General features: G+C 52.8%; 28 protein-coding genes, 1 tRNA gene and 1 pseudogene. 19 read left to right on the top strand and 11 right to left on the bottom strand.

The window, feature by feature from the left end; genetic code table 11:
• Positions 1 to 178: 178 nt before the first annotated feature.
• From CLV44_RS16265 to CLV44_RS16200, 14 genes are all read left to right on the top strand, one after another.
• A complete protein-coding gene (locus tag CLV44_RS16265; RefSeq protein ID WP_245912721.1) occupies positions 179 to 613 on the top strand; it encodes a YceD family protein in 435 nt (144 codons plus the stop codon).
• Between the two features lie 16 nt (positions 614 to 629).
• Positions 630 to 809 carry a 50S ribosomal protein L32 gene (gene rpmF / locus CLV44_RS16260; RefSeq protein WP_106593173.1) on the top strand — a complete coding sequence of 60 codons (180 nt, stop codon included), beginning with the start codon at positions 630 to 632 and terminating at the stop codon, positions 807 to 809.
• A 2-nt stretch (positions 810 to 811) separates the two neighbouring features.
• On the top strand, positions 812 to 1846 hold the full coding sequence (gene plsX / locus CLV44_RS16255) for a phosphate acyltransferase PlsX (RefSeq protein ID WP_106593172.1): 1035 nt from the start codon (positions 812 to 814) through the stop codon (positions 1844 to 1846).
• Between the two features lie 110 nt (positions 1847 to 1956).
• Positions 1957 to 2886 carry an ACP S-malonyltransferase gene (fabD, locus tag CLV44_RS16250; RefSeq protein WP_106593198.1) on the top strand — a complete coding sequence of 310 codons (930 nt, stop codon included), beginning with the start codon at positions 1957 to 1959 and terminating at the stop codon, positions 2884 to 2886.
• A 27-nt stretch (positions 2887 to 2913) separates the two neighbouring features.
• Positions 2914 to 3657, top strand: a complete 744-nt coding sequence (fabG, locus tag CLV44_RS16245; protein WP_106593171.1) for a 3-oxoacyl-ACP reductase FabG — start codon at positions 2914 to 2916, stop codon at positions 3655 to 3657.
• Between the two features lie 180 nt (positions 3658 to 3837).
• The gene (acpP, locus tag CLV44_RS16240; protein WP_106593170.1) at positions 3838 to 4071 is read left to right on the top strand and encodes an acyl carrier protein; all 234 of its coding nucleotides are present in this window, start codon (positions 3838 to 3840) and stop codon (positions 4069 to 4071) included.
• A 92-nt stretch (positions 4072 to 4163) separates the two neighbouring features.
• Positions 4164 to 5402 carry a beta-ketoacyl-ACP synthase II gene (fabF, locus tag CLV44_RS16235; RefSeq protein ID WP_106593169.1) on the top strand — a complete coding sequence of 413 codons (1239 nt, stop codon included), beginning with the start codon at positions 4164 to 4166 and terminating at the stop codon, positions 5400 to 5402.
• Positions 5403 to 5435: 33 nt separating this feature from the next.
• On the top strand, positions 5436 to 6263 hold the full coding sequence (gene pabC, locus CLV44_RS16230) for an aminodeoxychorismate lyase (RefSeq protein ID WP_106593168.1): 828 nt from the start codon (positions 5436 to 5438) through the stop codon (positions 6261 to 6263).
• Positions 6257 to 7291: an endolytic transglycosylase MltG gene (mltG, locus tag CLV44_RS16225; protein WP_106593167.1), complete on the top strand. Its 1035-nt coding sequence runs from the start codon at positions 6257 to 6259 to the stop codon at positions 7289 to 7291. Before pabC ends, mltG begins: the two co-directional genes overlap by 7 nt.
• Before the next feature lie 3 nt (positions 7292 to 7294).
• Positions 7295 to 7930, top strand: coding sequence for a dTMP kinase (gene tmk / locus CLV44_RS16220; protein ID WP_106593166.1), 636 nt, complete (start codon positions 7295 to 7297; stop codon positions 7928 to 7930).
• Positions 7920 to 8918 carry a DNA polymerase III subunit delta' gene (locus tag CLV44_RS16215; protein WP_106593165.1) on the top strand — a complete coding sequence of 333 codons (999 nt, stop codon included), beginning with the start codon at positions 7920 to 7922 and terminating at the stop codon, positions 8916 to 8918. The genes tmk and CLV44_RS16215 overlap by 11 nt, the downstream gene beginning before the upstream one ends.
• Before the next feature lie 13 nt (positions 8919 to 8931).
• On the top strand, positions 8932 to 9282 hold the full coding sequence (locus CLV44_RS16210) for a PilZ domain-containing protein (RefSeq protein WP_106593164.1): 351 nt from the start codon (positions 8932 to 8934) through the stop codon (positions 9280 to 9282).
• Between the two features lie 16 nt (positions 9283 to 9298).
• A complete protein-coding gene (locus CLV44_RS16205; protein ID WP_106593163.1) occupies positions 9299 to 10081 on the top strand; it encodes a TatD family hydrolase in 783 nt (260 codons plus the stop codon).
• 6 nt (positions 10082 to 10087) lie between these two features.
• Entirely contained in the window at positions 10088 to 10990 is a 903-nt protein-coding gene (locus tag CLV44_RS16200; RefSeq protein ID WP_106593162.1) for a radical SAM protein, read from the top strand.
• 51 nt (positions 10991 to 11041) lie between these two features.
• Here CLV44_RS16200 and CLV44_RS16195 read toward each other — a convergent pair whose 3' ends face one another.
• The 7 genes from CLV44_RS16195 to CLV44_RS16165 all read right to left on the bottom strand — a co-directional run bounded on the left by CLV44_RS16195 (position 11042) and on the right by CLV44_RS16165 (position 14520).
• Positions 11042 to 11602, bottom strand: coding sequence for a chemotaxis protein CheW (locus CLV44_RS16195; RefSeq protein ID WP_106593161.1), 561 nt, complete (start codon positions 11600 to 11602; stop codon positions 11042 to 11044).
• Positions 11599 to 12399, bottom strand: a complete 801-nt coding sequence (gene hyi, locus CLV44_RS16190) for a hydroxypyruvate isomerase (protein WP_106593160.1) — start codon at positions 12397 to 12399, stop codon at positions 11599 to 11601. The genes CLV44_RS16195 and hyi overlap by 4 nt, the downstream gene beginning before the upstream one ends.
• A complete protein-coding gene (locus tag CLV44_RS16185) occupies positions 12399 to 12734 on the bottom strand; it encodes a TusE/DsrC/DsvC family sulfur relay protein (RefSeq protein ID WP_170069371.1) in 336 nt (111 codons plus the stop codon). The genes hyi and CLV44_RS16185 overlap by 1 nt, the downstream gene beginning before the upstream one ends.
• Complete coding sequence (gene tusB, locus CLV44_RS16180) at positions 12735 to 13016, bottom strand: sulfurtransferase complex subunit TusB (RefSeq protein ID WP_106593159.1); 282 nt, start codon at positions 13014 to 13016, stop codon at positions 12735 to 12737.
• Positions 13013 to 13375, bottom strand: coding sequence for a sulfurtransferase complex subunit TusC (tusC, locus tag CLV44_RS16175; RefSeq protein ID WP_106593158.1), 363 nt, complete (start codon positions 13373 to 13375; stop codon positions 13013 to 13015). The genes tusB and tusC overlap by 4 nt, the downstream gene beginning before the upstream one ends.
• Positions 13372 to 13770, bottom strand: coding sequence for a sulfurtransferase complex subunit TusD (tusD, locus tag CLV44_RS16170; protein ID WP_106593157.1), 399 nt, complete (start codon positions 13768 to 13770; stop codon positions 13372 to 13374). The genes tusC and tusD overlap by 4 nt, the downstream gene beginning before the upstream one ends.
• A gap of 69 nt (positions 13771 to 13839) precedes the next feature.
• Positions 13840 to 14520 carry a Bax inhibitor-1/YccA family protein gene (locus CLV44_RS16165; RefSeq protein WP_106593196.1) on the bottom strand — a complete coding sequence of 227 codons (681 nt, stop codon included), beginning with the start codon at positions 14518 to 14520 and terminating at the stop codon, positions 13840 to 13842.
• Between the two features lie 115 nt (positions 14521 to 14635).
• On the opposite strand from CLV44_RS16165, the gene CLV44_RS16160 reads away from it, so the two are divergent.
• Both CLV44_RS16160 and CLV44_RS16155 read left to right on the top strand, forming a co-directional pair.
• Positions 14636 to 14723, top strand: a tRNA-Ser gene (locus CLV44_RS16160).
• A 38-nt stretch (positions 14724 to 14761) separates the two neighbouring features.
• Complete coding sequence (locus CLV44_RS16155; RefSeq protein ID WP_245912719.1) at positions 14762 to 15544, top strand: pseudouridine synthase; 783 nt, start codon at positions 14762 to 14764, stop codon at positions 15542 to 15544.
• Positions 15545 to 15555: 11 nt separating this feature from the next.
• Here the strand turns inward: CLV44_RS16155 and CLV44_RS16150 are convergent, their stop codons facing one another.
• Positions 15556 to 16035 (bottom strand): S-ribosylhomocysteine lyase, encoded by a 480-nt coding sequence (locus CLV44_RS16150; protein ID WP_245912718.1) that lies wholly within the window; start codon positions 16033 to 16035, stop codon positions 15556 to 15558.
• A 172-nt stretch (positions 16036 to 16207) separates the two neighbouring features.
• Here CLV44_RS16150 and CLV44_RS16145 point away from each other — a divergent pair, with 172 nt between their 5' ends.
• Positions 16208 to 17500 carry a tyrosine-type recombinase/integrase gene (locus CLV44_RS16145; protein WP_106593155.1) on the top strand — a complete coding sequence of 431 codons (1293 nt, stop codon included), beginning with the start codon at positions 16208 to 16210 and terminating at the stop codon, positions 17498 to 17500.
• On the opposite strand, the gene CLV44_RS16140 is transcribed toward CLV44_RS16145, so the two are convergent.
• Complete coding sequence (locus CLV44_RS16140; RefSeq protein ID WP_211298171.1) at positions 17497 to 17715, bottom strand: helix-turn-helix transcriptional regulator; 219 nt, start codon at positions 17713 to 17715, stop codon at positions 17497 to 17499. The genes CLV44_RS16145 and CLV44_RS16140 overlap by 4 nt on opposite strands.
• Positions 17716 to 18437: 722 nt before the next feature.
• Between CLV44_RS16140 and CLV44_RS17745 the strand changes: the two genes are divergently transcribed.
• Entirely contained in the window at positions 18438 to 18566 is a 129-nt protein-coding gene (locus CLV44_RS17745; protein ID WP_106593153.1) for a DUF4236 domain-containing protein, read from the top strand.
• 270 nt (positions 18567 to 18836) lie between these two features.
• On the opposite strand, the pseudogene CLV44_RS16130 reads toward CLV44_RS17745, so the two are convergent.
• A pseudogene (locus CLV44_RS16130) lies at positions 18837 to 19123 on the bottom strand (transposase); the annotation flags it as partial.
• A gap of 493 nt (positions 19124 to 19616) precedes the next feature.
• Here CLV44_RS16130 and CLV44_RS17580 point away from each other — a divergent pair.
• The gene (locus CLV44_RS17580; protein ID WP_245912717.1) at positions 19617 to 20006 is read left to right on the top strand and encodes a hypothetical protein; all 390 of its coding nucleotides are present in this window, start codon (positions 19617 to 19619) and stop codon (positions 20004 to 20006) included.
• Between the two features lie 382 nt (positions 20007 to 20388).
• On the opposite strand, the gene CLV44_RS17740 is transcribed toward CLV44_RS17580, so the two are convergent.
• The gene (locus CLV44_RS17740) at positions 20389 to 20550 is read right to left on the bottom strand and encodes a M48 metallopeptidase family protein (protein WP_211298170.1); all 162 of its coding nucleotides are present in this window, start codon (positions 20548 to 20550) and stop codon (positions 20389 to 20391) included.
• Between the last annotated feature and the right edge of the window lie 494 nt (positions 20551 to 21044).

Here is a 21044-nt window from a genome sequence, read left to right as displayed (position 1 = left end):
TTCTGGTATCATATTAACCCTATTTTTAACCGCTTAAACCCCTATTTTCTTTGACAGCAAGGGGTTCTAACCATAGAATTGCGCGCTTATGTCGTACGGTCCATTACCGAAAAAAGTTGACCCTCGCAAAATGGCCGAGCGGGAAGTGAAGTTTAAAGGCTTAGCAAAGATTGCTGACATGCCTCGCTTTGCATCCTTCTTGGTTGATGACAGCGGCAGTATTGATGCCGAAGTCGAGTTTGCCAAGGATGAACAGGGCCTGCGGGTTCTGAGTGGCAGAATGAGTGGTAGCGTCAGTATGACCTGCCAACGCTGCTTGGAGCCGGTCAGTATTGCATTACAGGCAACACTGAATCTTGCGGTTGTATTGACCGAAGAGCAGGCAGAGAATTTAACCCGTTCCTATGATCCGCTGCTCATGGAAACGGACGAGATTGAACTGCTGCCGGTCATCGAAGATGAATTGATACTGAGTCTGCCGCTGGTTCCGTACCACAATGACTGTAGCATCAAGACATCGTACGGTGACGTGGAAACGGCCCGGACGCAGGACGAAAAACCCAACCCCTTCAGTGTATTGGCCCAGCTTAAAGAAAAGGCCAATAAGAGTTAAACAGGAGTTATATACCATGGCAGTACAGAAGAACAAAAAGTCTCGCTCACGGCGTGACATGCGTCGTTCACACGACGCGCTGGGCAATCCGACTCTGTCTGTTGACGCTACTACCGGTGAAACTCACCGTCGTCACCACGTCAGCGCTGACGGTTTCTACCGCGGTCGTCAGGTGATCGCCCAGGGCGAAGAGTAAGCTTGACAGCACCGTATTGCATCGCAGTTGATGCAATGGGCGGGGACTTCGGTCCCCGCATTACAGTGCCTGCGGCGCTGGACGCACTGAGGCGTCACCCCTCCTTGAATATCCTGCTGGTAGGTCATCAGCAACAAATCCTCCCCCTTTTAAAGCACTGCGATAGCGCCTTACGCGTGCGCATTGAACTGCTGCATGCCGAAACCGTTGTGGCCATGAATGAACGCCCGACCTTTGCCTTGCGTCGTCGTCAGGACTCATCCATGTATATGGCGCTGCAAAGCGTTGCTCAAGGACGTGCGCAAGCTTGCGTCAGCGCTGGTAATACCGGTGCGCTAATGGTGCTGGGTCGTGGCATTCTGCAAATGCTGCCGGGTATCGACCGTCCCGCCATTACCTCAACAGTACCGACTGCAGCCGGGCATTGTCATATGCTTGACCTGGGTGCCAATGTGGATTGTTCTGCGGAACATTTGCTGCAGTTCGCCATTATGGGCTCGGTCATGCTGCGCGCCGTAGAGCGGATAGAATCACCCACAGTCGCGTTACTTAACATAGGCGCGGAAGAGATCAAGGGTAATGAACAGGTTAAGCTGGCATCGCGCTTGCTCACTGAGCGGACAGGGCTGAATTATATCGGCTTTATCGAGGGTGATGGCGTGTTTTCCGGTGAGGCCGACCTGGTGGTATGTGATGGTTTTGTCGGCAATATCGCCTTAAAAAGCAGTGAGGGTCTTGCACGACTCATCAGCTGCAAGGTACGCCAGAGTTTCTCTCGCAATCTGTATCGCCGCTTATTGGCTCTGCTTGCGCGTCCGCTGATTCGAGAGCTGCAGCAACAACTTGATCCGGGTTTACATAACGGTGCCAGCTTGCTTGGGTTGCAAGGTATTGTGGTCAAAAGTCATGGCGGGGCAAATCATGATTGCTTCGGATATGCCATTGATAAGGCGGTTGCTGAAGCCGAAATGAATATACCTGAGCGCATCAGTAAACAACTGGAACATTATCTATACCCGCCCATCGCGCCAGAATAAGCCAAGGCGTTCTAATTACCCCTGAATGTTGTACACTAATGGCCTTTAAAAGCTGCGTATTGCTTCGTCAAAACGCAGGATTTATGTCACTTGTACAGAATGGGGAAGCCATGTCGCAAACGCTCGCTTTCGTTTTTCCCGGCCAGGGTTCGCAGCAGCTGGGAATGCTCTCAGAGCTGGCCGCAGCACATCCGGTCATTCAGCAAACATTTGCAGAAGCGTCAGAAGCTTTAGGCTTTGACCTCTGGAAAATGACCCAGGATGGCCCGGAAGAAGCCCTTAACAGTACCGAAAACACTCAGCCGGCACTGCTGACAGCCGGTGTGGCGCTATGGCGTCTATGGCTGGAGCAGGGCGGCACACAGCCCGCTGTCATGGCAGGGCACAGCCTGGGTGAATACACTGCGCTGGTCTGTGCGGGTGCCTTGTCACTTGCAGATGGTGTGCGCCTGGTCAAGCTCCGTGGTGAGTACATGCAGCAAGCCGTGCCTGCTGGTACGGGTGCCATGGCTGCCATTTTAGGCTTGGGTGATGATGCTATTGCTGAAGCATGCGCCACGGCAGCGCAGGGAGGCGTTGTTTCTCCTGTGAACTACAATTGTCCGGGCCAGGTCGTGATTGCCGGCGAGAAAGAGGCGGTAGAGCGTGGCATTGAGGCGTGCAAGGCCGCCGGTGCCAAACGTGCTATCCCGTTGCCGGTTAGCGTACCTTCGCACTGTGCGCTGATGCAGCCTGCAGCAGAGCAGTTGGCTCAGGCCCTGAGTGCCATTGATTTGCGGCAGCCGTCTATTCCGGTCGTGCAGAATGTAGCGGCCGAGGTTCCGCAGGATGTCGAAACCCTGCAGAAGAATCTTGTCGCTCAGCTGTATAGCCCTGTGCTGTGGACCGCATCGGTACAGGCAATGGTTGCCGAGGGTGTTGATACGTTGATCGAATGTGGCCCGGGCAAGGTATTGACCGGGCTCAACAAGAAGATCGATCGAGCATTGATCGGTGTATCCATCAGCGATCCAGCAGGTCTGGAAAAAGCGCTTGGTTGAAATTCAACGGATGTTAGGAACACAAACATGAGTATTGAAGGCAAAGTAGCACTGGTGACCGGGGCTACCCGTGGCATCGGCAAGGCAATAGCTACCAATTTGGCCGCGCAGGGTGCCATTGTGATCGGAACAGCCACCAGCGAAAAGGGTGCTGAAACGATTGCCGCCTACCTGGCTGAAGCCGGTAACAAAGGCACCGGCATGGTTCTGGATGTAGCGGATGCAGCTTCAATTGAGGCCGTACTCAAGGCAATTCAGGCCGATTTCGGCACCATTGCCATTCTGGTCAACAACGCTGGCATTACCCGTGACAACATCCTTATGCGGATGAAGGATGATGAGTGGGATTCCGTGCTGAATACCAACCTCAGCTCCGTTTATCGCTTGGTTAAGGGCTGCTTGCGCGGCATGACCAAAGCCCGCTGGGGACGTATCATCAGCGTGAGCTCTGTAGTGGCATCCATGGGCAATGCGGGGCAGACCAACTACGCGGCCGCCAAGTCCGGTATGGAAGGCTTTACCCGTGCGCTTGCCCGTGAAGTCGGCTCTCGCAACATTGCGGTCAACTGTGTTGCGCCCGGTTTTATCGATACTGACATGACCTCTGGGCTGGCTGATGAGCACAAACAAAGCCTGCAGTCACAGATCCCGATGAGCCGTCTTGGACAGCCTGAAGAGGTGGCTGCCGTGGTCGGATTCCTGGCGGGTGATGGCGGTGCATATGTCACCGGTGATACGATCCATGTGAATGGCGGCATGTACATGTCTTGATTAGAAACAGGCGCGGATGCATAAAAATTTGTTTTTTCCGCGGATTTGTTGATAATTGGCCGGCAGCTGACGGGATATGAAATTTACACCGTCACGTGTGTTGCCAGAGCGTAATGGGTTTTCTAAAATTCCATGTCGCATCCTGCGATGTGATGGTATTGAGAAAAAATAGGAAGAGATATGAGTAACATTGAAGAGCGCGTAAAGAAAATCATCGCTGAACAGCTGGGCGTCAAAGAAGAAGAAGTTGTTAATGCTGCTTCTTTCGTTGAAGATCTGGGCGCTGACTCACTGGACACTGTAGAGCTGGTTATGGCGCTGGAAGAGGAATTCGAAACCGAGATTCCTGATGAAGAAGCTGAAAAAATCACTACCGTTCAGCTGGCGATCGATTACATCAACGCTCATCAGTAATCAATCCCGACAGAATTAGTCGAAAAGCCGCATCTATATGCGAATATAGTGCGGCTTTTCTTTTGTTAGGCCGTAAAGGCTGGAGGAGTAGGATGTCTCGCAGAAAAGTCGTTGTGACCGGTATCGGTTTGCTGACGCCAGTGGGCAATACCGTGAAGGACACCTGGGGCAATATCCTGGCCGGTAAAAGCGGTGCAGCGCCAATTGAGTTTTTTGACGCTTCTCAGTTTGCAACTCGCTTCTCTGCACCGGTAAAGGATTTGGATCTGGATCCTTACATGAGTGCCAAGGATGCACGCAAGATGGATCTGTTCATTCAGTATGGAATGGTCGCTGCTGCCCAGGCCATCGACGATTCCGGTATTGAAGCTACTGAAGCCAATTCACACCGTATCGGTTGTGCAATTGGTTCAGGCATCGGTGGACTGCCGATGATTGAAAAAACCCACGATATTTTGAATGCCAGTGGTGCGCGCCGCGTATCGCCGTTTTTCGTTCCGGGCAGTATCATCAATATGATTTCGGGCAATGTGGCGATCAAATACGGTTTCCGTGGCCCAAACATTGCGATCACCACGGCATGTACTACCGGTACGCACAATATCGGACATGCCATGCGCATGATCCAGTATGGTGACGCAGATGTCATGGTCGCGGGCGGTGCTGAAATGGCAACGACCCCTCTGGGCGTAGCAGGCTTCTCGGCAGCCCGAGCGCTATCGACACGCAATGATGCTCCGGAAGCGGCCAGTCGCCCCTGGGATCGAGACCGTGACGGCTTTGTACTCGGTGATGGTGCCGGCGTACTGATTCTGGAAGAGTACGAGCACGCCAAAGCACGTGGCGCAAACATCTATTGTGAACTGTCAGGTTTTGGCATGTCGGATGATGCCTTCCATATGACTGCGCCGCCGGAAAACGGTGCCGGTGCAGGACTGTCGATGCAGAATGCGATCAACGATGCGGCTCTGCCGGCTGACCGTATTCAGTACGTCAACGCACATGGCACATCAACTCCTGCAGGTGACATTGCCGAGTCCAATGCTGCCAAGCGCGTGCTTGGCAGTGCTGTCGAGCAGTTGCGCATGAGCTCAACCAAGTCAATGACCGGACACCTGCTGGGTGCCGCCGGTGCTGTTGAGGCCGCATTCTGCGTGTTGGCCTTGCGTGATCAGGTAGCGCCACCGACGATCAACCTGGACAACCCGTCCGAAGGCTGTGACCTGAACTACGTTGCACATACTGCTCAGGAATGCAGAATTGAGGCCGCCATGTCCAACTCCTTCGGCTTCGGTGGTACCAACGGTACCCTGATTTTCAATCGCATCTAAGGGGCGAGGAGGGCTGAGGCCCTCCGGATACCGATGCAGCCGTATGTGTTGATCAATGGCCAGCCAGCAGACCAGATCGGCATTGCCGATCGTGGTCTGGCGTATGGCCACGGCCTGTTTGAAACCCTTCCCATTATCGATGGGATGCCCATTTTCTATGCTGAGCACCTGCAGCGCCTGCTGCTGGGGTGTAAGCGCCTTGGAATCCCCTCTGATCGTCTGTCGTACCAGCTGGAGCGCGATCTCCAGCAGCTAGAACCGATTACCGGCCCCGCTGTGCTCAAAATCATCCTGACATGTGGCTCAGGTGGGCGCGGATATCTGACACCTGACCCGGCTGCGCCACAGCGTATTTTGATCCTGTCTCCCATGCCGGAATATCCAGGTTCACCTGAGCGGGGTGTTCGCGTGCGCTGGTGTCAGACGCAACTGGCCTGCCAGCCATTGCTGAGCGGCATTAAACACTTGAATCGTCTGGAACAGGTATTGGCGCGCAATGAGTGGCGGGACCCCGATATCCGTGAAGGCTTAGTGTGCGATACACGAGGGTTTGTTGTCGAAGGCACAATGAGCAACCTGTGCTTCATTCGCGGCAACCGGTTCTGCACTCCGAATCTGGATCAGGCGGGTGTAGAGGGGATTATACGCAATCAGTTACTGCAATTGGCGCCGATGCTTGGATTACAGATCGAGACGGGGAGCTACACCCCTGTGGATATTGAAGCGGCTGATGAATTGCTGGTATGCAACAGCTTGATCGGCATCTGGCCGATTACCCGGCTGGAGTCGCGGGACTATGCGTTGGGCGAATATACACGCCGATTGCAATTGGCTTTGAAACAACGGATGGTGCAATGCTGAAGAAACTAATGTTGGCTGTTTTCCTGCTGATACTATTGGTTGGCGTACTTGCCTGGAGTGGTTATAACCAGCTGCAACGAAAACTGGAGCAGCCGTTGCCGATCACTGAGGCACAAACGCTGATCGTTGAGCCCGGCACCTGGTACCGCCAGTTCGCCACTCAGCTCGAAACGGCCGGGTTTGTCGATAACTACCTCTGGTTGCGACTGGAGGCGTATCTGAATCCTGCAGTGACCCGAATAAAGGCTGGTGAATACCGCCTTGAACCCGGGATGACATTGACTCAGCTGCTGAACAAGGTCGTTGAGGGGGATACGCTTGATTACACCTTCACTTTGATTGAAGGCACGACGTTCAAGCAGCTGAAGCAGGCCTTGATGAGTAATGATCAGCTTAAGCACACACTGGATAATCTGAGTGATGCCGATTTGCTTGACCGGCTGGGCAGTGATGCCGATTCGCTCGAGGGCCTGTTCCTGGCAGAAACCTACCACTTCAAGCGCGGCATGACAGATCTGCAGTTGCTGACGCGGGCACATGAGGATCTTCAGCGAGTGCTGGAAGCGGCATGGCAAGATCGCGCCAAGAATCTGCCCTATGACACGCCTTACGAGGCCCTGATCCTGGCGTCGATTATCGAGAAAGAGACGGCTGTACCGGCGGAGCGCAACCAGATTGCTGGTGTATTCGCCCGTCGTCTGGAGCGTGGCATGCGACTGCAGACTGACCCTACCGTTATCTATGGTATGGGGGACCGCTATCAAGGCAATATTACCCGCGCCGACCTGCGCCGACCAACGCCCTGGAATACTTACGTCATAACAGGGTTGCCGCCGACACCGATCGCGCTGGTGGGCCGCGAAGCTATTGAGGCAGCCGTCAATCCTGCCGCCGGTAAAACACTTTACTTTGTCGCCAAGGGAGATGGTTCGCACCATTTTTCCAGCTCGCTACAGGAGCACAACCGTGCCGTACGCCGCTATCAGCTGCAACGACGTGCAGATTATCGCTCTTCACCGGAGAACTGAGACATGATCCGAGGATGCTTCATCACCGTTGAGGGCACGGAAGGGGTCGGCAAAACGACCAATCTCGACTTTATCCAGCAATCTCTGTTAAGTCAGGGTGTCGAAGTTGTGCGGACCCGTGAGCCGGGAGGGACTCCTCTGGCTGAAGATATACGGGCATTGCTGCTGACGCCCAGGGATGAGCCGGTGGCGGAGTTGACCGAGTTACTGCTGATGTTTGCCGCTCGCGCCCAGCACCTGCAGCAGGTTATTTTACCTGCGCTACAGGCGGGGCAATGGGTGCTCTGTGATCGTTTTACCGATGCGACCTATGCCTATCAGGGCGGCGGGCGGGGTATGGATACCCGGCAGATTGCGGTACTGGAACAGTTGGCGCAGGCGGAGCTGCGCCCCGATCTCACGTTATTGCTGGACCTTCCGGTCGAAACGGGCCTGGAGCGTGCGCGTGCGCGCAGCACACCGGATCGGTTTGAAGCTGAGAAAGTGAGCTTCTTCACGGCAGTGCGCGAGCACTACCTTGCCCGAGCCGCGGCCGAGCCCGAGCGTTTTGCCGTGATTGATGCTGCACCTGAGTTGGAACAGGTTCAAATTCAGATCACTCAGGCACTAGCCCGCTTGGGAGTGCAGTATGGTAGCTGACTTGCTGCACCCCTGGTTCACCCCTCAATGGGAGCGGCTGCTGACACAGCACCGATCCAATCGCTTGCCGCATGCGCTGCTATTATCCGGGGCGCAGGGCGTTGGTAAACATGACTTTGCGCAGGCATTAGCCAATCTGCTTCTCTGTCATCAGCCGACTGCAAGCGGCCCTTGTGGGCATTGCCATAGCTGCGACTTGCGTATTGCCGGGCATCATCCTGACCTGGTGTCGATTACTCCCGAAGCGATTGGCAAGCCGATCAAGGTCGACCAGGTACGCGTACTGATTGACCACTTACACAGTACCGCACAGCAGGGGGGCTACCGCGTTGTCATCATGGAGCCTGCCGAAGCACTCAATATCTCTTCGGCAAATGCCTTGTTGAAAATTCTGGAAGAGCCTGGTGACAACACCCTGTTGCTGCTTGTGTGTCACCAGCCTGGTCAGCTTATGCCGACCATCCGTAGCCGCTGTCAGCGTATCGATTTTGTCACGCCCACTCCAGAACAGGCGCAGGCCTGGCTGAGTGAGAACCTGGGACTGGATACCGAAAAAGCGCAGCAATTGCTGCGCCTTTGCCATGGTGCGCCACTGAAAGCGCGCCGTTTGTATGAAAGTGACCTGCTTGAGCAGCGCAAGAAGTTGATGACCGGGTTGGCCGATCTGTTGCGTGACCGTGTGGCTGTTACTGATCTGGCGCTACAATTCGGCAAGTTTGACCTGCTACAATGCCTTGATTGGTTAAACAGCCTGCTCAGCGATATTATTCGCATGCAGTTGGCCAATCTGCCAGAACCAGTGGTCAATCCGGATATGAAAAGCATGCTGCAAGCCGTTGCAAAGCGGGCCGATAGTGCCAAAATCTTTGCCTTGGCGGATCGGATTCAGGAAGAGAGGGTCAGCTTGATGCTGCGCCATAATCCGAACCGGCAACTGCTGCTGGAGCGCTTGCTGCTGCTATGGTCCGATCTGGCACGCAAAACATAGGAGTGTTGAGTTCATGTCCATCATACCGCGTATCAGCCACGGTATTTTATCGCTGTCAATCGACAACAAGGAAAGTCTGTACAAGGCTTATATGCCGTTCGTGACCAATGGCGGCCTGTTCATTCCCACGACCCGCACCTACCAGCTGGGGGAAGAGGTATTTATGCTGCTTATGCTGATGGATGAGCCGGATAAAGTGCCTGTTACCGGCAAAGTCGTTTGGGTTACGCCAAAAGCAGCGCAGAGTGGACGCACGCCAGGTATCGGCATTCAGCTGTCCGGCGATGATTCCGCCCTGGTCCGTAAGATCGAAACCTACCTTGCGGGGATGGATGGATCCGGTCGCCGCACCAATACTTTGTAAAGTCAGTAGAGATCAGATGTTAATAGACTCGCATTGCCACCTTGATATGCTGGACCTGAGCCGGCATGACAACACTCTGGATAACGTCATTGCTGCTGCGCAGGCGAAGCAGGTCGAGAAGATGCTGTGTGTGTGCGTTGACCTCAACGCATTTGACAGCATGTATCAGACAGCCAGCCGTTTTGATAACGTTTGGTTTTCTGCGGGTACACATCCGCTGCACGTTGAAGAAAGTCCATTTGACCGCGAACGACTGGCGCAATTGGCGGCCGATCCCCGTGTGGTCGCGCTGGGTGAAACCGGTCTGGATTACTACTACTCCACCGATGCGCTTGAGCAGCAACAGGCCAGTTTTGCCGGTCATCTTGAACTGGCGGGTGCCCTGGATCTGCCGGTGATTGTGCATACCCGTGATGCGCGTGAAGATACCATTCGCCTGATCCGTGAGCATGGCAATACCGAGTCGGCAGGTGTATTGCATTGCTTCACCGAATCTCTGGATATGGCCAAGGCAGCACTGGATTTGGGTTATATGATCTCCTTTTCCGGCATTATCAGCTTCCGTAATGCAGCTGAGTTGCGAGAGGTAGTAAAAGCTGTACCGCTTGAGCGCCTGCTGGTGGAAACCGATTCGCCTTATCTGGCCCCGGTGCCGTATCGCGGCAAGCAGAATCAACCAGCCTATGTCGCCGAAGTTGCTGCCTGCGTTGCCGAGCTCAAGGGAATCTCGGTAGAAGCGGTTGCCGAACAGACCACGGCCAATTTCCATCAGTTGTTCAAACGCACGCGCGCCAGTTGATCTGCCATGTATTACACGCCTCCGGTTGATTATATTGAACCTGTCTTTCGGCCTCCCAGCGAGGCCGATTCACTGATTCTGCAGGTCACCAATGGGTGCAGCTGGAACCGCTGCACCTTCTGTGACATGTATACCGATGAGCACAAACGATTTCGACCCAAGCCTGAAGCTGATGTATTGGCTGAAATAGAACGCTGCGGCCGCATGCTACCAGGGGTGCGTCGGGTCTTCCTCGCCGATGGCGATGCAATGGCGCTGTCGGTACGGCGGCTGAGTGCTATTCTGCGGGCCATTCGCACGCACTTGCCACATGTACGACGGGTATCGGCTTACTGCTTGCCATCCAATCTTGCACGCAAGAGCGTAGCCGAGCTCAGCCAGCTTCGCGAACTGGGCCTCAATCTGATCTACATGGGTGCAGAAAGTGGCTGTGATCAGGTTCTGGCGGCTTTTGACAAGGGCGAAACCTTCGATTCGACGGCTGAGGCGCTGATCAAGGCCGGTGAAGCAGGTATCAAACGTTCCGTTATGCTGATCAATGGTGCCGGAGGTCGAGTGTATAGCGAAGCTCATGCACGTGCGTCCGCCCGTTTGGTCAATGCGGTACAGCCTGAATATCTGGCAACGCTGGTACTGTTCTTCAAGCGTGATGCGGAGGCGCGGGTAAGGGCAGGGTTTGGCGGGCAGTTCCACCCATTGGATACTCAGGGGCTGTTTCAGGAAATGCGCCAACTGATCGCGGCGACGGAACTGGAACAGACCATTTTCCGCAGTGACCATGTCTCGAACAGTCTGGTATTGAAAGGCGTACTAGGTCGAGATAAAGACAATCTTCTCGCTCAAATCGATGCTGCCATCGATTATGCGGCGGCGCATGAGATTCCACGGTGCCACGGAAGTGGGTTCTAACGAGCTCCATCCGACCGTTGACAGGCCGGATGGGAGATCACGCGACAACTATCAGTAACCGGTTACCAGTTCTTCTTCTGTCAGTGGGGTAATGCTGAGCAACATTTTGGTCAGATCCAGCAGGATGATCAGAATGTTGTTGTAGTAGCATACGCCTTGCACGAATCGCTTGGTCGCATCGTCACCTGATACGCTCGGCGCTCGGTCAACGTCATTGTGTGGCAGGTTAATCACTTCATCAACGCTGTCGACAACCAGGCCAAGCACTTCCTGCTCGTTGAACTCAACTACGATAACGCGAGTATTGTCATCATAGGGAACCAGTGGCAAGCCAAACATCTGCCGCGTATCGATGACCGTAACCACATTGCCGCGCAGGTTGATGATGCCAAGAATGGAGCTGTCTGCACCAGGTACCGGAGTGATTTCGCTGAAGCGCAACACTTCCTTGACCTGCATGACATCAATGCCGTAAAGCTCATTGTCGACGCGGAAGGTAGCCCATTGGTGATAGACAACTTCCTCTTGTTGGGCGCGTCGGGAATGTTCCGACTCGGCTTGTTGCCCATCCTGTAATGTCTTCAAGTACTCAGCCGCTGCATTCAAGCTCATCGCGTTCTGTCCTGTGTCATCCAAGTTGCCAACCACCCCAGTCCAGCTTCGGTTGTGGCTTTGGGATTGTATTCAAGGCTAATATGGCCTGAGTAGCCGATTTGCTCAAGTGCCCTGAACAGATTGGTATAATTTATTTCGCCTGTTCCCGGTTCATGGCGACCTGGGACATCAGCGATCTGTATGTGTCCGATTTTGTCTGCATTTTGCTGCAAAGTCGAGATCAGATTCCCTTCCATGATCTGCATATGATAAACATCATACTGCAAGGCCGTGCTTGGCAGTTGCAATTGATCGATCAAATCGATGACCTGGGCACTCTGATGCAGACAAAAGCCCGGAATATCTTGGGTATTAATCGCCTCGATCATCAGCTGGATACCGGCACTGTGGCAACGATCGGCAGCCAGTGTGAGGTTGTGTGCCAGAGTGTGTTTGCTCTGCTCGACAGAGATACCCTGCGGGCGTACGCCGGCAAGGCAGTTCAGCCTGGGCACGCCTAATTGTTGTGCCCACTCAATGGCCTGATTAACCGCTACGGAAAATTCGGCTTCACGGCCTGGCAAGCATGCCAAACCACGCTCACCAGCCTCCCAATCACCGGCTGGAATGTTGATCAGTACCAGCTCCAACTGATGAGCTTTCAGTTCGCGCTGAATGCACTCACGCTCAAGGCTGTAAGGGAACTGGATCTCAACCGCATCAAATCCGGCTGCTCGAGCTGCGGAAAAGCGTTCAAGTAATGGTCGTTCAGTAAACAGAAGGCTCAGGTTGGCGGCAAACTTCAGCGTACTCATTACAGGCAATTATCCGGCTTGGGCAGGCCAGCAAGGCGAGCTATAACCTTTGCCGGACTTCCTGGAAACAGTTGCATCAGGTAGATACTGCGGCCCTTGTCTTTCCCAAGTTTGGCCGCAACGGCCTTGACCAAAGGGCGCATGGCAGGGGATAGCTGAAACTGCTGATAGAATTCACGCAGCAGGTGGATAATTTCCCAATGCGCATCCGTGAGTTCCAGCGATTCTTCTTGCGCCAGCAGGCGTGCCACTTCAGGCGTCCATTGTTCAAGGTTGTACAGGTAACCTTCTTCATCCAGAGCAATCGTCTGGTCATCAATCAATAATTGCATCATTTAAAACCAGCTGACAACAGGTTCATGCTTGATGGTCAGTTCGACAAAACCGGCATCGTCAACCTCGTTGAAACCATCGGCGATGATGCCTCGCGCCATGCGATCAGGGGCTAATGCCACCACGCGGGCGGGCAGCTTGGCCAGCAGTGGGCGATGGTGCGGCAGCAGCCAGTAGGTGGCTTCTTCGATCAATAGAAGCGTGTCCTGCTCGCTCAAAGCTTCACTACAGCTCATGAAGGCCGTACGGTTGCTTGGAGGAGTATTCAAAATATGCAGTGTCATACGCTCAATACAATCTCATGACGGTTAATCAGGGCCTGCAGCTCGGAACTGTCAAGAACGGTCGGTCGTGGTTCGAGCTGAACGGCTTCAAGACCATGCAGGGCCAAGCTCTGCATGCTGGTATATACCTGTTCGATATCGTATAGCGGAAGCGCACCCAGCATCGCATTGATATTCTTCTCGCCGATCAATGCGCTGTTCTGGTTCTGTAGCAGCTGCAAGACAGCATCATCAAGCAGCAGGAGCGAAACAGGCATGTCGAATACTGTGCCGCTGAGTGCAATATCCAGAGCGTCTCTTGCGGCTGATGAGCCATAGGGCGCTGTACGGCAGATAACCAGTATCGATTTTCGATTCATCGCTGGCCTCCAAACGTAATAACACGATCAGACTTCAGACTGGCTTCAACCAACTGTCCCAACCCGGACAGTTCAAAACCCTCAGCCAGATTATAGCCGTCCTTTTCGTAGCGTTTTGCTTCATCGGCATTGAGGATGCCGCGACGTACGGCTGCAGCAATACACACCACCATATCCAGTTGATGCTCCTCCGCCAGCTGTTGCCATTGCTGAGGAATGTGTTGCTCATCACGCGGTGGTGATGCCAATGCGTTGGCGTTGTATACGCCGTCGCGGTAAAAAAAGACGCGGTGAATCTGGTGTCCACCCGCAATCACGGCACGGGCAAACCTTAATGCGGTTGCAGCCGTCGGTGATTGGTAGGGGGCTGTATGTACGACGAGGGTAAAAATCATTGCGTGGCCTGAAATGCAAATAGCCCCGCAATCCTTACCGGTTTGCAGGGCTATGAATATATGCCTGAATCAGTCGTCGCTGAGTACGCCAACCAGGGTCAACAGGTGTACCAACAGGTTATAGATACTCAGGTAGAGGCCCACAGTCGCCATAATGTAGTTGGTGTAGCGACCGTTGACGATGTTGCTGGTGTCATACAGGATGAAACCGGACATCAGCAGCACAACAGCGCCGGAAAAGGCCAGCTGCATGCCAGAGATATCGACACCGAACAGCGGCAGCACGAACAGTGCGATCATGGCAACAATCAAGATCATGGAGCCTGCAGCCAGGAACCCACCCATGAAGCTGAAATCCTTACGGGATGTCAGCACATATGCAGACAGGCCCAGGAAGGTAACTGCAGTCATGCCCATGGCGGTCATCACAATCTGGCCACCGTTCGGCAATGCCAGGTAGTGATTCAGGATTGGGCCCAAGCCAAAACCGAGCAGGCCAGTGAAGGCAAACGTCAGCGGCAGGGCGGCTGCACTGTTCTGTTTGCGATTAATGACGAACAGCAGTACAAAGCTGAGCAGTACACTACCCAGATACACCATGAAAGGAGGGTTGATCGCCATGGATATCCCCGCCGTCACAGCGCTGAACACCAGCGTCATCGCCAGCAGCATATAGGTGTTGCGGATGACCTTGTTGGTCTCCAGAACCGCATCAGATGAGCGGCCATCGATTGTACGAATGTTATCCATCATAAACCTCGTGTGTGATTTCCTTCTGAATGCAATGATGAGGGTTTGTACCGTTTTTTCAATACTTTTGATCGTTTGACTTCAAAAAGATTCCCAGTAGAATTCCATGCCGTGTGGAGGGATGGCTGAGTGGTCGAAAGCACCGGTCTTGAAAACCGACGAGTCGAGAGGCTCCCAGGGTTCGAATCCCTGTCCCTCCGCCACACTACTCTGTGACCTCTCTCCCGCTTGTGAGTTCCTCGTGTCTGAATCTACGCTGCCTGAATCTACGCCGCTCGATATTCTGTATGAAGATGATTACCTGTTTGCAGTGAATAAACCGGCAGGGTTGCTGGTTCATCCCAGCTGGATTGCACCTGCCAGAACACCCAATCTGGTGTCACTGCTCAAGGAACGGTATCCGGGCGAGACGATTCACACTGTTCACCGCCTGGATAGGGCTACTTCTGGGGTCATCCTGTTCGCGCGTAACAAAACAGTGACCCAGCAGCTGCAAGCGCAGTTTGTTGAGCGCCGAATACAGAAAACCTACCTGTGTGTTGTACGCGGATGGCCAGACGAAGCGGGTGTAATCGATTATGCGCTCAAACCGATCCATGACAAGCATGCAGAGCCTCATGCCAATCCTGACAAAGAGCCTAAAGAGGCAGTCTCAGCGTTTCGGCGCATCGCGACCGTCAGCTTACCGATCCCGATCAGTCGTTACCCCGAAGCACGCTATTCACTGGTAGAAGTGAAGCCTTCGACAGGACGCAAACATCAGATACGTCGCCATATGCGGCATATCATGCACCCACTTGTTGGCGATACCACGCACGGGGAGGGGCGTCACAACCGGTTATTCCGTGATCACTTCGATAGTCATCGTCTGTTATTGATGGCGGTAGGTCTTGAATTTGTACATCCGGTAACTGATACCGTCATCAGGATCGAGGCGGGCGTAGGGGAGGATGTTGAGCAGCTGTTTGGTCAGCTAGGCTGGCACGAGGGGTATCCGGTTACCGCCAGCGTCACGCAGCGATAACCGGTGGATGATCAGGACAGCCAGTTGTCCGGATCATTTTCATCAACAAAGACCTGAGGCCATTCGCTGCGGCGATTCAGCATGTCGCGCGCAATGGCCTTGGCGCCTTCCAGATCATGGCTGGCCGCCCAGCCACACTGCAGTTCATTGCAGGCCGGCACGGCCGTGGCAACGAGGACATCTTCCAGGGTGCGTGCGAAGACATCCAGGATTTCACTGTAGTCATCGTGGTTAAGCACGGACAGGTAAAAGCCTGTCTGACAGCCCATCGGGCTGAAATCCAGCACGCAGTCCAGGTGGTTGCGGATCAGTTCCGCAATCATATGCTCCAGTGAATGCAGGGATGGCATCGGCATGTGTGCCTGATTCGGCTGGCAGAAGCGCACGTCATATTTGTGGACTTTATCCTGCTTGCCTTCCGTCACGCCTACCAGTCGCACGTAAGGTGCAACAACCTTGGTATGGTTAAAATTGAAGGACTCGACGTTCATGTTGTTCTCCATAGTTCTCATGTTCAGCTATAAGACCTTTAAAACCAGAGTCTTACTGGCTTGCACTTGCATACTTAAGCGTTAGGGGAGGTTTCTTGGTGCGCCAATCTCGCGTCCATAACTGCCACCATTACTGCCACTCCTACTGTGACCAAGATGGAGTTCAACTTTCATGGCACAGCTTAGCGATCATTATATTAAAGCTCTTAAAGCTCAGGATAAACCATACATCATTACCGAGGAATCAGCCGAGCGATGCGGAGGTCGGTTTCAGGTCAAGGTTTACACCAGTGGTCGTAAGCAGTTCCTGATCCAGTATTTCCACAGCAAGCGCCGCAGGCAAATGGGTATCGGTAATTATGGGGCGATGACCTTAGCAGATGCGGGGCAGGAGTTCATCCGGTTATCAGCTCAAGTCCAGCAGGGTATCTGCCCCAAGGCGGAGCGGGAGCGGTGTGAGATGGATGAAGCGATCCAGCAGGAAGAAGAGCACAGGCAGCGAGCAGGGCTGCGAACCTTTTTGGAGCTGTGGGATGACTTCTATTCCAGCATCAAACTGCAGACCAAGATAAAGTCATTGAATCAGCTGCGTTGGATGTTCGACAGCGATATCAAGCCGTACGTTGATTTGAGCCTGCTGGCGCGTGATTTCACGCAGGATCATGCCCGTGCGCTGCTAAAGCGAGTCATAGACCGAGGTGCGCGCTTCAAGGCGAATAATCTGCACGGCCGCCTTAAAAGCTGTCTACGCTATGCCATAGATCAGGACAATGCACCGGAGCGGTTCGGCGAACCTGTACGCTACGGCATCACCTCAAATATCATGCGTGATATTCCGTTGCCAGTACCGAAAGGCTCACAGCCCAAGCATCGGACCTTAACTGAGGAGGAGGTGACAATACTATGGAACCTGCCGCGTACCAAAATGCGCAACCGCATGCACCATTTGTATTTCAAGCTGCAGCTTGCCTTGGCCGGCCAGCGAGTCATTGAGCTATATCACGCCGAGCATTCCGAGTGGGATCTGAACAACAGGCTGTTTGAGATTCCGCTAGATCGAATCAAGATTCAGCGGCGTGGAGCCCACGTTGTACCACTGTCTGACCTAGCGATTGAGCTGTATGAGGAAGGTCGGTTACTGGGCGGCGATGGCCGTTTCCTTTGGCCGCACAGGGATCATGATGATAAACCGGCGTCGATCAATGGCTTGATCCAGTGTTGTCATACTTATACTCAAGAGTATGACGATATTGAGCCGTTCACACCCAGGGATTTACGTCGAACCTGCAAAACGCTGATGAGTAAGTGCGGCATTGATCGTTTATATCGTGACATGCTTCAGCAACATGATGAAATCGATACCGCTGCTCAAAAGAACTACGACAAATATGACTACCTTAAAGAAAAACGCCGTGCCATGGATCAATGGACGGCGTACCTGCAGGCACTTGTGAGGCGGGGCTAGGCCGCCTCGTTCTTCTGATTGGCCTGTTTCTTTTTCCAGGAGTTTTGTCCAAGCTGCATCCATTCCTGAACTTCGGAAAGGCGCCAGCGCACACATCGAGTGCTGATGCGCACCTGTTCTGGAAACAGCCCTTTTTTGACCAGCTTGTAAATTGTGCTTTCGCTGATGCTGATCAGCTGTTCAAGCTCGTTAATTTTCAACATTTTTTCAGTCATATCTAACATCCTCTTTAAGTTGGCAACTTCTACGTCAAGATCTGAGGTGCTCATGGATCAAACCGCATGATCTCTTTGCGTAGTGACGCAGAGCCAAAAACATAGCGGTCTTTGCTATAGGGATATATTTATCAGATATTCGGGGAGGGTAGATGCGAATATTTTCCAATAAGTCGCGATAATTCAATTATCTACAAATTTTTCCTATTTAAAGTTGGAGCCTTTCAACTATAAAATCCATTTCATGGCTGTACTACCTCACATAAAGGATGTATTAAAGGCTGATGCATTAATTCAATGGCGAGTTAATGCATTAGGTGTTTACTGATCAGCCAGCCCGAAGGTAACCCAGCTGCAGGCCAATACTCAGGCCCAACTGGTTTTTTGGTGTCCCAGCCGGCAGTGGTAATTACGCGCTAGAACAACTGTAACTATCGATATCAACAGTGATCAGGTTGCTGCTATCTGGGCGTGTATCAGGCGAACAGCTGCGGCTGGAGATTACCTCACCGCTTATGCTCCTGGCAGCGAGCTTACAGAACGAACACCACTATTAGCTGACCACCATGCTTTGTGTATATTGGAGTTCAAAATTGAGTCACTGGAGTGGCTGATGCTCAGTCGCCTAGGGCACCGCCGCGTAAGACTGGAACATGGTAAGCTGGTCTGACTAACCCCTTGATTTGACGATCACTACAACAAGTGATGTTCTATACACACCTATGGCTTTTCGGTTTCGTAGTACCATCGATCTGGCTCCGGGCATCCGGCTCAACCTCGGTAAGCGTGTAGTCAGCCTTTCCGCTGGTGTTCGAGGCGTATCTGTTACCTTGGGCAAAAATGACCTCTGAGGCAATGTTGGCGACCCAGGTACAGGTATCTCCTATCGCACCCGGCTGTCCGGTTCGTCTAGCCAAGAGCGGAGGGCATAGCGTGAGCAGCATGCCAATACCATCGTGCCTCTTCGCAATCAGCTCCAGGGCTGACGTCTGTCAGATGAAATAGAACTGGTGAGTCTGGTGGATCAGGATGGCCAGTCAGTGCATCTAGGTGCGCAATGATATGGTCAGATTATGCTGACCGAATGACCAACTGGCTCCAGTGTCAGCATCACTGCTAACAAGAATGACTCTTTGGCGAAGAACACTGCCGCTTCGCGCAAAAAATCACGCTCCTTTTTAACCCGGGCTAGCTCCCGCTTCAGACGAGGCAATTTCTCATCTCTGGGGGAGCCAGATCCCTGAAAGGCCTTGTCGGTTGCCTCATCGGCTTCACGCCGCTAGCGAGACAACACGTTTGGGTTCACTCCGATCTCCAAGGCCATCTGACGACAGCTGACACCCGGTTGACGGGTCAAAGCAACAGCCTCTCGCTTGAACTCGGCGCTGGATTTTCTGCGTTGGGTCATAAACACTCCTTTGGCACATTTTGCCTCTTTTCAGAAGTGTCCGCAGTAACGGGGTAGAACCCCCACTGCAACAGAAAATTTTCAGCAGTCTGTTAGGTGTGTATAAAAAATTAGAGCTCAGCTGCACACTAAGCCTACTTCTCTGATGCATTCATATGTTGGTTGGCGTGACTGGTTTGAGTTGGGCAGCCCCCTAGAACGCGTCAAACTGCCCCTAAAATTAATCAAACTCCTATCATAGTGGTTTCGGTCATCTAGATGCCTTTGAGGTTAAAATCATCTATTTTCCGGATTACATGGCATCTTCATTTTGAACCAGCTCAAACCGGTTTTGCATGGGTCTTCACGTAATGAGCAATGAGACTCTGTTTGTATCTCGGTTGGAGTGAATCATCTGAGCGGCCAAATTCTTCGGGCCTGCTCCTCGGGAGCCATATCTATAACCGGTCAGATTCCGACTTCGTTTCTAAAGCTACTGGGAAGGATATTCCTGGTGGCTAAAATCATTACTCCCAGATCTGGGATTCCCAGCCTATATCTATCTATAGGCTGGGAAGTTTGGATTTCCTCTCGTTTTCGCGCAAAGCCAAGAATCCGGAAGTTTGGGTTTGCTATCTATCGGCTGGGAAGTTTGAATTTCCTCTCTGGCTTTTGTCGGTGTAAAGTCGAATTGCGCACCGGTGGGACGATGACGGGTGCATGCAAAGAAGTAGAGAATTTCGTCGTTATTCTGGTTATTCAGATCCTGGCTAACCTATTCATCGATCATGTCCTTGTTGGGATTACCGGAGTCCGGGTGATTGGTTTCAATCACGGCCAGCGGAATACCGTTCACAAAGCAGACCAGATCGGGCTGGTGGTGATGTGTGCCCTAGGCAGATAGCACTTTCATCTCCTCGGTGATATAGAACGTGTTGGCATCAAGCTCATGCCAAATAATGATCGGGATTGTAGGCTGGCACTTGTTGCCACCGATTAACTCCGATGTTTCGCTACAAGCAGGGAATACTAATCATTAGGTTAACTGAACTGCACTTTTCGCTTGTTTTACCTCGGCTCGGCACCACCGATGACGTTTTTAACAACTTGCTGAAGCTTGCACGAGTGCAGCTATATAAAAGCCCTACGGAAGTCCTGCGGAGTTTTTAACTGGAAGCACCTATCAAAAATGGCATTTTTGCTTTGACCCTAGTTACTTCTTTTCGTCGAAAATTAATACAGAAGCTCTACAGAAGCTCTACAGAGTAACTGGGTTGCGTATTCCACTACTCTTGAAGGTGACAGAGTTTATGTAGGATCACGTAGTCGACACAACGAGTTGCCGCTTTCACCAAGTTTGGGTTGAGCAGTAATTTCCCCTTTGGTGAACTGCTACCCCACTGGGTTCTCATCTCTAGCAAGTGCCAGTTCGCGCTATCTGAACCCACGGTAGCGCTTCAACCCCGAGGTCAAATCGACGCCGGAACATTTCTTGTGCCCGCTCTCGGCACCAAGCACAAAAAGCCCCTTGAATCCGCTCCATCGTCAAATCGGCGCCTGTGACTTTAAGCCTGTGCATGCTTGTTTTTACCGAACCGATCCGTGGGTACACCCGGCACTTCACGGTCTTCAACCTGCTGTTCCTGCTCGCTAAGAATCTTGAACCAGACCCTATATGTTTACACCGGCTACATAGCAGTCGATCAGATCACGAATCTGACCTTCGTAGATGGAGTGTTAGATGTTTGCCTGAGCATCTTGCCGCACGATTTTACGCAAGTCTGATATCCTCTTCGGAGAATGACTTGCCCTGAAAGAAGTTCTGGGTTGAGAGAGCGGGGCGGTCTTCTGTAGTGGTCAACTAATACCGGACAATAAGTTAAGTTTTTCCTCTGCCACAGCGGGTGGCAATCCTTGGTTGTACTGATGTGGCCGTTGCCGG

The sequence above is a fragment of the Marinobacterium halophilum genome (assembly GCF_003014615.1).
In the GTDB taxonomy this organism is placed as follows: domain Bacteria; phylum Pseudomonadota; class Gammaproteobacteria; order Pseudomonadales; family Balneatricaceae; genus Marinobacterium; species Marinobacterium halophilum.
The sequence above is the reverse complement of the archived record's forward strand: the minus strand, read 5'-3'. Positions and strand labels throughout refer to the sequence as shown.